Origin of the sequence: Thermomonas sp. LB-4, from assembly GCF_036409385.1 — a bacterium.
Classification (GTDB): Bacteria; Pseudomonadota; Gammaproteobacteria; order Xanthomonadales; family Xanthomonadaceae; genus Thermomonas.
This window is the reverse complement of sequence record NZ_JAXOFT010000007.1, coordinates 117167-128273: the sequence shown is the minus strand read 5'-3', so window position 1 is coordinate 128273 and position 11107 is coordinate 117167. Positions and strand designations below refer to the sequence as shown.

The following is an 11107-nucleotide window of genomic DNA, read 5'->3' as shown; positions in this document are numbered from 1 at the left end:
AGTCATCCCGGAGGTGAGGCGCTATTGTCGCCGACAGGTGGCGAGTTGTTCAGACCTTCCCTAGGGAACCTTGCTGCGGCCCAATCAATGGGCGAGAAAGCCCATGTGCTGCAACCCAAAGACTTCCGACCATGCACCCTGTTGGGTGCGGTGCATATCCAGCAAGGGAACTACGAACTTGGACATGAGTGGTATCGCAAGGCAGAGGCGCGTGGCGCGAGTTCCGGCAGCATCCAGGCTGAAATCCAAGCCTTGCTGAAGAATATGGCAGGAAAAGAGCGTGAGGCTGCCATCAATGAACTGCTCCGGATCGACCCGGAACGCTATGGCCGGCTTGCATCTGCACAGTAGCAACAGTAGCTGGAATGACGGGAAAAGCCGGCAAAATACGCATCCAACTGCACGAGTTCTGAGCCATGCTGCGCTGGTTCGAAAGCCGCCTTGATCCCTTTCCCGACGCACCGCCCGCGCAGCCGCCCACCGGGCTGTACGCGTTCTGCCGCCACTTCACCCGCGGCGCGGAACCGTGGCTGCTGCTGATGGCGGCCACCACCGCCGCCATCGCGCTGGCCGAAGTGGCGCTGTATGCCTATGTCGGCGCGCTGGTGGACCGCATGGCCGCGCTGGGGATCGGTGGCTTCCTCGCGCAGGAAGGCCCGCGGCTGGCCTGGATGGCCGCGCTGGTGCTGCTGGCGCTGCCGCTGCTGACGTGGCTGAACTCGGCGGTGCAGCACCAGACCCTGCTGGGCAATTTCCCGATGCGGATCCGCTGGAACGTGCACCGCTACTTGCTGCGGCAGTCGATGGGCTACTTCCAGGACGAGTTCGCCGGCCGCATCGCCACCAAGCTGATGCAGACCTCGCTGGCGGTGCGCGAAACCGTGGTGAAGCTGTTCGACATCGGCAACTACGTGCTGGTGTACTTCGGCGGCACCCTGCTGGTGGCGGCCAGCGCCGACTGGCGGCTGATGCTGCCGTTCGCCGGCTGGCTGGCCTGCTATGGACTGCTGATGCGCTGGTTCGTGCCGCGGATGGGCAAGGTCTCGCAGCAGCAGGCCGATGCGCGCAGCACCATGACCGGCCGCATCGTGGACAGCTACACCAACATCGCCACGGTCAAGCTGTTCTCGCACTCGCGCCGCGAGCAGGCCTACGCGCGCGAGGCGATGGGCGGCTTCCTCGCCACCGTCTACCGGCAGATGCGGCTGGCCACCGGCGTCTACAGCCTGCTGTACGCGCTGAACATGGCGCTGCTGGCGTCGGTGGCGGCGCTGGGCATCTGGCTGTGGCTGCAGGGCGCGGCCAGCACCGGCGCGGTGGCGGTGGCCGCGGCGTTGGCGCTGCGGCTGCTGGGGATGTCGCACTGGATCATGTGGGAGCTGTCGGCGCTGTTCGAGAACATCGGCACCGTGCACGACGGCATCAGCTCGATCTCGCTGCCGCCCACGGTGGACGATGCGCCGGGCGCGCCGGCGCTGCCGCCGGTGCGCGGCGAGATCCGCTTCGAGGACGTGGCCTTCCACTACGGCAAGGGCGGCGGGGTGATCGAACACCTCGGCCTGCACATCCGCGCCGGCGAGAAGATCGGCGTGGTCGGCCGCTCCGGCGCGGGCAAGTCCACCCTGGTCAACCTGCTGCTGCGCTTCCACGACGTGGAAGCCGGGCGCATCACCATCGACGGCATCGACGTGGCCAGCGTGCAGCAGGATTCGCTGCGGGCGCAGATCGGCGTGGTCACCCAGGACACCTCGCTGCTGCACCGCTCGGTGCGCGAGAACATCCTCTACGGCCGCCCCGATGCCAGCGAGGCGGAGCTGCTGGACGCGGCGCGCCAGGCCAACGCCGACGGCTTCATCGCCGAACTGGCGGATTCGCAGGGCCAGCGCGGGCTGGATGCGCAGGTGGGCGAGCGCGGCGTGAAGCTATCCGGTGGCCAGCGCCAGCGCATCGCCATCGCCCGCGTGCTGCTGAAGAACGCACCGATCCTGGTGCTGGACGAGGCGACCTCGGCGCTGGATTCGGAAGTGGAGGCGGTGATCCAGGAAAACCTGTACCGGCTGATGCAGGGCAAGACGGTCATCGCCATCGCCCACCGCCTATCCACCATCGCGGCGATGGACCGGCTGGTGGTGATGGACGCCGGGCGCATCGTCGAACAGGGCACGCACGAGCAGCTGCTGGCCAGCGGCGGGCTGTACGCCCAGCTGTGGCAGCGCCAGTCCGGCGGCTTCCTCGAGCTGGACGCGCCGGCGGACGGCTGAGCCGGCCCGCCGCGCATCGCGCATACTGGACGCACCCGCCACGAGGCCACCGCCATGCGCATCGCCCTTCCCTTCGCCTTGACCCTGGCGCTGGCCGCCTGCACCACCGCCTCACCGGAAGAAATGCTCGCGCAGAACGCGGTGCCCGCCACCCGCACCGAGGCCAACGGCGACATGATCACCGAATACCGCGTCAACGGGCGCCTGACCATGGTCAAGGTGGTGCCCGCGCGCGGCCCCACCTACTACATCTACGACCGCAATGGCGACGGCGTGGTCAACGACGCCGACGCCAAGGGCGGGCCGATGACCTACTACAGGCTGTTCAGCTGGTAAGCACGCCAGCCATCACGCCGGCGTCAGGTTCGCGTACGCCAACACCAGCCACTTGCTGCCCACCTCGTCGAAGTTCACCTGCACGCGGGCGTGCGGACCGCTGCCTTCCACGTCGGTGACGAAGCCGGTGCCGAATTTGGGGTGGCGCACGTTGGCGCCCAGCCGCACCGGCGGCGCTTCCAGCGGCGCGTGGCCGAAGTCGCGGCGCGGCGGCTGGGAGAAACCGCCGCGGGCGAAGCTGGGCTGCTGCTTCGGGCGGATCTCGCGCAGCAGGGCCTTCGGGATCTCGCGCAGGAAACGCGACGGCAGGCCGTACATGTCGCTGCCGTGGATGCGGCGCGACTCGGCGTGGCACAGCACCAGCTGCTGGCGGGCGCGGGTGATGCCCACGTAGGCCAGCCGGCGCTCCTCGGCCATGCGGCCCGGCTCCTCGGCGGAGCGCATGTTGGGGAACAGGCCTTCCTCCAGCCCGACCAGGAACACCAGCGGGAACTCCAGGCCCTTGGCGCTGTGCAGGGTCATCAGCTGCACGCCGTCCTCGCCCGCCTGCGCCTGCCCTTCGCCGGCCTCCAGCGCCGCGTAGGCGAGGAAGGCCACCAGTTCCGGCATCGACGCTGCGTCCTCTTCGTCGCCGCGCACGAAGCGCGAGGCCACCGACACCAGTTCGTCGAGGTTGTCGGTGCGCGAATCCTGCTGGCCACGCGATTCGTTCTCGTAGTGCACGCGCAGGCCGGAGCGGGCCAGCACGTGGTCGGTCTTCTCCGCCAGCGGCATCGCCGCGGTTTCGCCGGCCAGCGCGTCGATCAGCTGCACGAAGCCGGCCACCGCGTTGCGCGCGCGCGCGGCCAGCGTGGAGTGCTCGCACAGCCGGCGCGAGGCCCGCCACAGCGACTCGCGGTGTTCGCGCGCGGCGCGACGGATCTCGTCGAGGGTGCGGTCGCCGATGCCGCGGGTGGGCGTGTTGACCGCGCGCTCGAACGCCGCGTCGTCGTCGCGGTTGGCCAGCAGGCGCAGGTAGGCCAGCGCGTCCTTGATCTCGGCGCGCTCGAAGAAGCGCATGCCGCCGTAGACGCGGTACGGGATCTGCCGCTTCAGCAGCTCCTCTTCGAACGCGCGCGACTGCGCATTGCTGCGATACAGGATGGCGGCGTCCCCGTGGCTGCCGCCGTCGCGCACCCACTGCGCGATCCGGTCCACCACGTAGGCGGCCTCGTCCATCTCGTTGTAGGCGGCGTACAGGTCGATGGCCTCGCCTTCGCCGGCCTCGGTCCACAGGCGCTTGCCCAGGCGATCGTCGTTGTGGGCGATGACCGCGTTGGCGGCGTTGAGGATGTTGCTGGTGGAGCGGTAGTTCTGCTCCAGGCGGATGGTCTGCGCGCCGGCGAAGTCGCGCAGGAAGCGCTGCACGTTCTCCACCTTGGCGCCGCGCCAGCCGTAGATGGCCTGGTCGTCGTCGCCGACCACGAAAACCTGTCCAGAAGCCCCCTGCCCGCTGTCGCCCGCCAGCAGGCGCACGAAGCCGTACTGGATGGCGTTGGTGTCCTGGAACTCGTCCACCAGGATCTGCCCGAACCGGTGGCGGTAATGCGCCAGCAGTGCCGGGTTCTCGCGCAGCAGCTCGTGCGCGCGCAGCAGCAGCTCGGCGAAGTCCACCAGCCCGGCGCGCTCGCAGCGTTCCTGGTAGGCGGCGTAGGCGCGCAGCAGGGCGTCGTTCCACGGGTCGTTCGCCGCCGGCTGGATGTGCTGCGGGCGGCGGCCCTCGTCCTTCTGCGCGTTGATCCACCAGGCGATCTGGCGCGGCGGGAACTGGCCGTCGTCCAGCTCCAGCTGCTGCGCCACGCGCTTGACCAGGCGCAGCTGGTCGTCGCTGTCCAACACCTGGAAGCCTTCCGGCAGCTTCGCCTCCTGCCAGTGCAGGCGCAGCAGGCGATGGGCCAGGCCGTGGAAGGTGCCGATCCACGCGCCGCGCGGCTCGCCGCCCAACTGCGCGGCGATGCGCGCGCGCATCTCGCCCGCCGCCTTGTTGGTGAAGGTGACGGCGAGGATGCCGTGCAGCGGCACGCCGAACACCTCGTGCAGCCAGGCGATGCGGTGGGTGAGCACACGGGTCTTGCCGGAGCCGGCGCCCGCCAGCACGAGGTAATGGCCGGGCGCGGCGGAAACGGCCTCGCGCTGGGCCGGGTTCAGCCCGTCGAGGAGGTGGGAGACATCCATCCCGTCATTTTAGCGGAGCGGTGCCGCCATGAATCGCGGGGCGTGCGCCGACGTCAGCGTTGCGATGCCGGCCGACGCGCCCCCGGGGCGCTCAGTGCCCGCCGCGCTTGCCGCTGTGCGCCGCCATCAGCCGGTCGGTGTAGGCGATGCCGATCGCCGACAGGATGAACACGCAGTGGATGATGGTCTGCCACATCACCCCGGTGGCGGTGACCTTGGTGCAGCTCTTGGCGAGCGTGGTCGCGACCGCCGCGGCCGCCGCCGCACAGCGGCAGCCCGCCGAGCGTGCCGGCCTCGATGAAGGTCTTCAACAGGTGGATCGAGGAGATGCCGATGATCGCCATCGCCAGCTTCACCTTGAGCACGCTGGCGTTGACGTGGCTCAGCCACTCCGGCTGGTCGGGGTGGTTCTCCAGCTGCATCCGCGACACGAAAGTCTCGTAGCCGCCCACGATCACCATCATCAGCAGGTTGGAGATCATCACCACGTCGATCAGGCCCAACACCAGCAGCATGATGTCCTGCTCGCTCAGGCTCACCGCGCCGTGGATCAGGTGCCACAGCTCCTTCAGGAACAGCACAACGTAGACGCCCTGGGCCACGATCAGGCCCAGGTACAGCGGCAGCTGCAGCCAGCGCGAGGCGAAGATCAGGGTGGGCAGCGGGCGCAGGCGGGAAGGATGCAGGTCGGACATGCTCGGGAGGGCCGGTGGCGGAGCGTGGAGGGTAGCGGCCGCTCGCTGCATTGCACAAGGCGACTGCCGCCACGTTGCGCGTCGGCATGTTGCGCCGCAACGAATATTTCCTCCTGCAACGCGTCTGTGCCGCGCTTTTGCGGCAGTCGGGCGCTTGGTCTTCGGAATCAATTGACAGCGCTGTCAAATGGTGGGTACAACGACCGCGACCCGGCCTCAGGCCGGCCTGCACGAACGGTCAAGAACTCTGGGGAGACACGAACATGACCCGTCATTGCCGGCAACACACGCTCGCCCGCGCTATCCTCGCGTCGCTCATCGCCGCGACCGCGGCGCCCGCGCTTGCGCAATCCGCAACGGAGACTCAGGACGGCAAGACGCCGGCCGCCAACGCCACGCGCGACGCCACCACGCTCGACAAGGTGGTGGTCACCGTCGAGCGCCGCGAGCAGGATCTGCAGAAGTACGCCGGCACCGCACAGGCGATTTCCGGCGAGGACGCCCGCGCGCTGGGCATCAACAACGAGCTGCGCAACATCCAGGCATTGGTGCCCGGCATGAGCATGGCCAACCAGGAAGGCAACCTGGAGATCTTCATCCGCGGCGTGGGTTCCGCCAACAACACCGAACTGGGCGACCCCGGCGCCGCGCCGCACATCAACGGCGCCTACATCCCGCGCCCGCGCGGGCTGGGCGGCATGTTCTACGACGTCGAGCGCGTCGAGGTCAACAAGGGCCCGCAGGGCACCCTGCGCGGTCGCAATGCATTGGCCGGCACCCTCAACATCATCACCAAGCGCCCGGACCTGGGTACGTTCGGCGGCTACGTCCAGATGGAGGCGGGCAACCGCGACCACCGCGGCGGCGAGTTCGCGCTGAACCTGCCGCTGGGCGACACCGCGGCACTGCGCGTGGCCGGTTACAAGGTGGAGAAGGATTCCTCCTTCGAAAATGCCGGCAAGGCGCAGAACCTGAAGCCGGCCGGCGTCCAGGACGACAGGGGCGCACGCGTGTCGTTCCTGTTCAAGCCGGACGACAAGCTGTCGATCTTCGCGATGGCCGACATCGGCAAGGAAGGCGGAACCGGCTATCCCGGTGCGAACATCATCGGCGCCGCGCGCGCGGGGTACTCGCCGGACGACATGGAACTGCGCAAGGTGATCTACCGCGGCGTCGAGGGCAAGCTGGACAGCACCAACTGGGGCTTCCAGACCAACATCAGCTACGACTTCGGCCCGGTCACGCTGGAATACAGCGGCAGCTACCGCGACGTGGACTTCCGCCAGACCAACGCCGCCAGCGAGGGCATCTTGTGGCCGGGTCGCAACATCGACCAGGCCAGCGCCACTAACCCGGGTGGCATCGACTACGACAACTACTCCACCCAGTACTGGCTGACGCTGTCGAAGTCGCAGGTGCACGAACTGCGCCTGTCCTCCAGCGACGACCAGCGCTTCCGCTGGACCACGGGCCTGTTCCATTTCAACGAGAAGCAGCAGGTCGGCTACCTGTCGCTGGTGGACAAGGGCAAGTGGTACTCCGGCACGGAATTCACCATGCCGGACGTCAAGGGCCGCTCCACCGCCGGGTTCTTCGACGGCACCTTCGACGTCAACGACACGCTGCGCCTGAAAGGCGGCGTGCGCCGGACCACCGAGTTCAAGTCGCGTTACGGCATCGGCGGCAACTGGGCCATGGGGCTGCCCGGCCAGGGCGGCGATTTCGCCACGCGTGTCGGCACGCCCGGCTTCTACCCGGCGTTCATGGATCGGCCCAACTTCGACGTGAGCGGCATCGTGTCGCAGGCCGACAAGGCGCGGTTCCTGCTGGAGGGCATCGCCTCCTATGGCATCAACGACACCATCCTCCAGCAGCTCGGCCCGGCCGCCGAGGGCGGCGCGTTCGGATGTGTGGATCGGCCCGACATCGGCGGCGACACCATCGACTGCCCTTACCAGAGCTGGGTGCAGGTCAGCGGCATCCCCGCGCAGCAGTTCGGCGAAAGCAAGTTCAACTTCACCGATTGGCGCGTTGGCCTGGAGTACGACCGCACACCCAACCACTTGCTGTACGCCACGGTATCCAGCGGCCACAAGGCCGGCGGCTTCAACGACACCTTCCATGCCGACGAGATCCCGGAAACCTTCAAGCCGGAATCCATCGTCGCCTGGGAAGTGGGCAGCAAGCTGACCGGCGAATGGTTCGGCCGCCCGTCCACCTTCAACGTCTCCGCGTTCTACTACGATTATTCCGACCAGGTGTTCCAGGACCTGGCGGTGATCGCGGTCAACGAGCTGGGCGAGGCCACCGGCTATTCGCTGGTCAACCGCAACGTCGGCAAGTCCACCCTGTACGGCGTCGAGGCGGAGAGCGTGCTGCGCTTCGACCATGGGTTCATGCTCAACCTCAATGCGCTGTGGCTCGACAGCGAGATCAAGAAGGGCAAGGTGGCCGACGTGCGCAGCCAGAACTACGGCGCCGGCGGGATCACCTCGATCATCGACCTGTCCGGCAACGAACTGCCGCTGGCGTCGAAGCTCACCTTCAACGCCCGCCTGCAGCACATCAGCGAACTCGCGCGCGGCACGCTGGACTGGCAGATCCTGGCCTCGTACCGCTCGTCGTTTTTCCTGACCCAGTACAACGAGCGCGACGTGGTCTTCATCGCCGACACCGCGGGCACGGTGGACCACGTGGAAACCGCGCGCCAGGCCGGCTTCCCGGACCGGCAGTCCGCCGCGACCACGCTCAACGCCGGCATCGGCTTCACCACCATGAGCGGCAAGTGGCGCTTCGAGGCCTGGGGTAGCAACCTGCTCAACAAGGATGTGTCCCAGAAGGCGCTGGTCGGCTCCGGCATCAACGTGCGCTTCCTCAACGATGCCCGCAGCTACGGGCTGCGCGCGCGCTACCAGTTCTGACCCTCCCCGCCCCGCGGCTCCCCGTGGCAGACTGCAGCCTTGCGCCGCATCCGCCGCGGGGAGCAGCGGGGCGGTTCCACATCCGACGACATATCGCCCGCAGGCGACGAGGAAGACATGGCCCAGCAAACCCGTTGGTCGCAGTTCGGCGTCCTCATCACGGTGTTCTTCTTCTGGGGCTTCGTCGCCGCCAGCAACGACATCCTGATCCCGGTGTTCAAGAAGGCCTTCGACCTGAGCCAGGCGCAGAGCCAACTGGTGTCGGTGGCGTTCTACGTGGCCTACACGGTGGGCTCGCTGATCTATTTCGGAGTGTCCAAGGCGGCCGGCCAGGACCTGCTGAACCGGATCGGCTACAAGAACGGCATCTGCGTGGGCCTGCTGATCTCGGCGCTGGGCACCCTGCTCTTCTATCCGGCGGCCAATAGCGGCTCGTTCAAGCTGATGCTCTCGGGCCTGTTCATCGTCGGGCTGGGCTTCGCGCTACAGCAGATCGCCGCCAATCCGCTGGCGATCGTGATGGGCAACCCGGCCACCGGCGCGCAGCGGCTGACCATGGCCGGCGGCATCAACAACTTCGGCACCACCATCGGCCCGCTGCTGGTCAGCTTCGCCATCTTCGGCAGCCTGGCCGCGGGCAACACCGAGGCCAGCATCGAAAGCGTCAAGACGCCGTACCTGGTGCTGGGTGCCGCGTTCGTGCTGGTGGCGCTGTTCATCAAGTTCTCGTCGGTGCCGAACAAGATCGACCTGGACGCGGTGGCGGTGGACGAGGCCGAGGACAGCACGAAGCTGGCGCATCGGCGCTCCGCCTTCGCCTACCCGCAGCTGGTGCTGGGGATGCTGGCGATCTTCGTGTACGTGGGCGTGGAAGTGTCCACCATCAGCAATCTGCCGGCCTACCTGCACGAGGGGCTGGGCATCGAAACCCAGCACCTGGCGCCGTACGTGTCCCTGTACTGGGCCAGCCTGATGATCGGCCGCTGGACCGGCGCGGCCGGCGCGTTCGAAGTGGGCGCCAGCGCGAAGAAGCTGCTGACCTTGATCCTGCCGTTCCTCGCCTTCGGCGTGTACCTGGCGGTCAATGCCATCGCCCAGCACGACGTCTCGCAGTTCTACGGCTACGCCTTCGTCATCGTGCTGATGATCGCGGCCACCCTGCTCAGCCGCGGCAACCCCGCGCGGATGCTGCTGTACTTCGCGCTGTGCGGGATCGCCGCGCTGCTGGTCGGCATGTTCACCACCGGCAAGACCAGCACCGTGGCCTTCATCAGCGTGGGCCTGTTCTGCAGCACCATGTGGCCGTGCATCTTCGCGCTGGCGATCGCCGGCCTGGGCCGCCATACCAACCAGGGCAGCAGCCTGCTGATCATGATGATCATGGGCGGCGGGCTGGTGAGCTGGGCGCAGGGCGCCCTGGCCGACAGCGTGGGCGTGCACATGAGCTTCTGGGTCGGCGTGGCCTGCTTCGCCTACCTCGCGTTCTACGCGCTGCGCGCCAGCGGCATCCTGCGCAAGCAGGGCATCGACCTGGACAAGCTGGCGGCTAGCGGCGGGCATTGAGCCGCGCTCCCTGCGCGGCGGCGATCGTCCGTCGCCGCGCGGACGTCAGCCAACGGCCCCCGTGGAACGCCGGAGTTGCAGCGTGTAGGACATGTCGACGATGCCGCCGCTGCCCAGCTCGCGGATCTCCTTGAGCAGCTCGGCCGCCGCCAGCCGGCCCATCTCGCGGGTGGGCTGGCGCACCGTGGTGAGCGCCGGGTGGATGTGGTGCGCGATCGGGGTGTCATCGAACCCGCAGACCGAGACATCCCGCGGCACCGATAGCCCGCGCTCGAAGATCGCGCACACCGCGCCGGCGGCCATGTCGTCGTTGGCGGCGAAGATCGCGGTGGGCGGCTGTGGAAGGTCAAGCAGCCGCAGCGTCGCGGCATGGCCGGATTCGTAGGAGAACTCGCCGTCCACCACCAGCGCGGCGTCGTAGCGCAGGCCGGCGCGGCGCAATCCTTCGCGGTAGCCGGCCAGCCGCCAGCCGCTGGCACCGTGCGCGGGATGGCCCTTGATGTGGGCGATGCGGACATGCCCCAGCGAGGCCAGGTGCTCCATCATCGCGCAGACTGCGCCGTATTCGTCCACCACCACGCCGACGTGGCGGTTCTGCTCCTTCGCCGACACGCTTGAGTAAGGCACCCCCAGGTCGCCCAGCCGCTCGAGCAGGGCCACGTCGTCGGTAAGCGGCGGCGTGAGCAGAACGCCGTCCAGTTGCGATTGCACCACAAGCGACTCGACCTTGCGGGCCAGGTCCGGATCGTCGTAGGCGAGCGGTGCCAGCATCAGGTTGTAATGCTGGGCCCGGCAGGCATCGAGCACGCCCATCTCGATTTCCATCAGGTAGTTCGGAGACGGGTTGTCGAACAGCATCGCCACCAGGTAGGAGCGCCGCCCCGCCAGAACCCGCGCCGAAGGCAAGGGACGGTAGCGCAGCGTTTCCACCGCGGCTTCGACCCGCTGGCGGGTGCGCTCCGAGACGTTCGGCTCGTTGTTGAGCACGCGCGAAACGGTCTTCATCGAAACCCCGGCGGTTTCCGCCACGTCCTCGATGCGCACGCGCGCCGCCTTCGCCCTGCTGTTCTCCGGTGCCGGGGTGGCCCCCGGCGCGCGCCTGCCGCCCATGTCCTTG

At 68.1% G+C, this 11107-nt stretch carries 7 protein-coding genes and 1 pseudogene; 5 read left to right on the top strand and 3 right to left on the bottom strand.

What is annotated here, in order from left to right; genetic code table 11:
- The 3 genes from SPK54_RS07455 to SPK54_RS07445 form a co-directional block, all read left to right on the top strand.
- The coding region (locus tag SPK54_RS07455) for a hypothetical protein (RefSeq protein ID WP_330947287.1) at positions 1–351 on the top strand (351 nt) is incomplete at its 5' end.
- A gap of 65 nt (positions 352–416) precedes the next feature.
- Positions 417–2261, top strand: a complete 1845-nt coding sequence (locus tag SPK54_RS07450; protein WP_330947286.1) for an ABC transporter ATP-binding protein — start codon at positions 417–419, stop codon at positions 2259–2261.
- Positions 2262–2315: 54 nt separating this feature from the next.
- On the top strand, positions 2316–2597 hold the full coding sequence (locus SPK54_RS07445; protein ID WP_330947285.1) for a DUF2782 domain-containing protein: 282 nt from the start codon (positions 2316–2318) through the stop codon (positions 2595–2597).
- A gap of 12 nt (positions 2598–2609) precedes the next feature.
- On the opposite strand, the gene uvrD is transcribed toward SPK54_RS07445, so the two are convergent.
- Together uvrD and SPK54_RS07435 are read right to left on the bottom strand one after the other, a co-directional pair.
- Positions 2610–4811: a DNA helicase II gene (gene uvrD / locus SPK54_RS07440; protein WP_330947284.1), complete on the bottom strand. Its 2202-nt coding sequence runs from the start codon at positions 4809–4811 to the stop codon at positions 2610–2612.
- A gap of 91 nt (positions 4812–4902) precedes the next feature.
- A pseudogene (locus SPK54_RS07435) lies at positions 4903–5506 on the bottom strand (TIGR00645 family protein).
- Between the two features lie 263 nt (positions 5507–5769).
- Between SPK54_RS07435 and SPK54_RS07430 the strand changes: the two are divergent.
- Positions 5770–8427, top strand: a complete 2658-nt coding sequence (locus tag SPK54_RS07430; RefSeq protein WP_330947283.1) for a TonB-dependent receptor — start codon at positions 5770–5772, stop codon at positions 8425–8427.
- Between the two features lie 117 nt (positions 8428–8544).
- The gene (locus SPK54_RS07425; RefSeq protein ID WP_330947282.1) at positions 8545–9990 is read left to right on the top strand and encodes an MFS transporter; all 1446 of its coding nucleotides are present in this window, start codon (positions 8545–8547) and stop codon (positions 9988–9990) included.
- Positions 9991–10035: 45 nt separating this feature from the next.
- Here the strand turns inward: SPK54_RS07425 and SPK54_RS07420 are convergent, their stop codons facing one another.
- On the bottom strand, positions 10036–11100 hold the full coding sequence (locus tag SPK54_RS07420; RefSeq protein WP_330947281.1) for a LacI family DNA-binding transcriptional regulator: 1065 nt from the start codon (positions 11098–11100) through the stop codon (positions 10036–10038).
- Between the last annotated feature and the right edge of the window lie 7 nt (positions 11101–11107).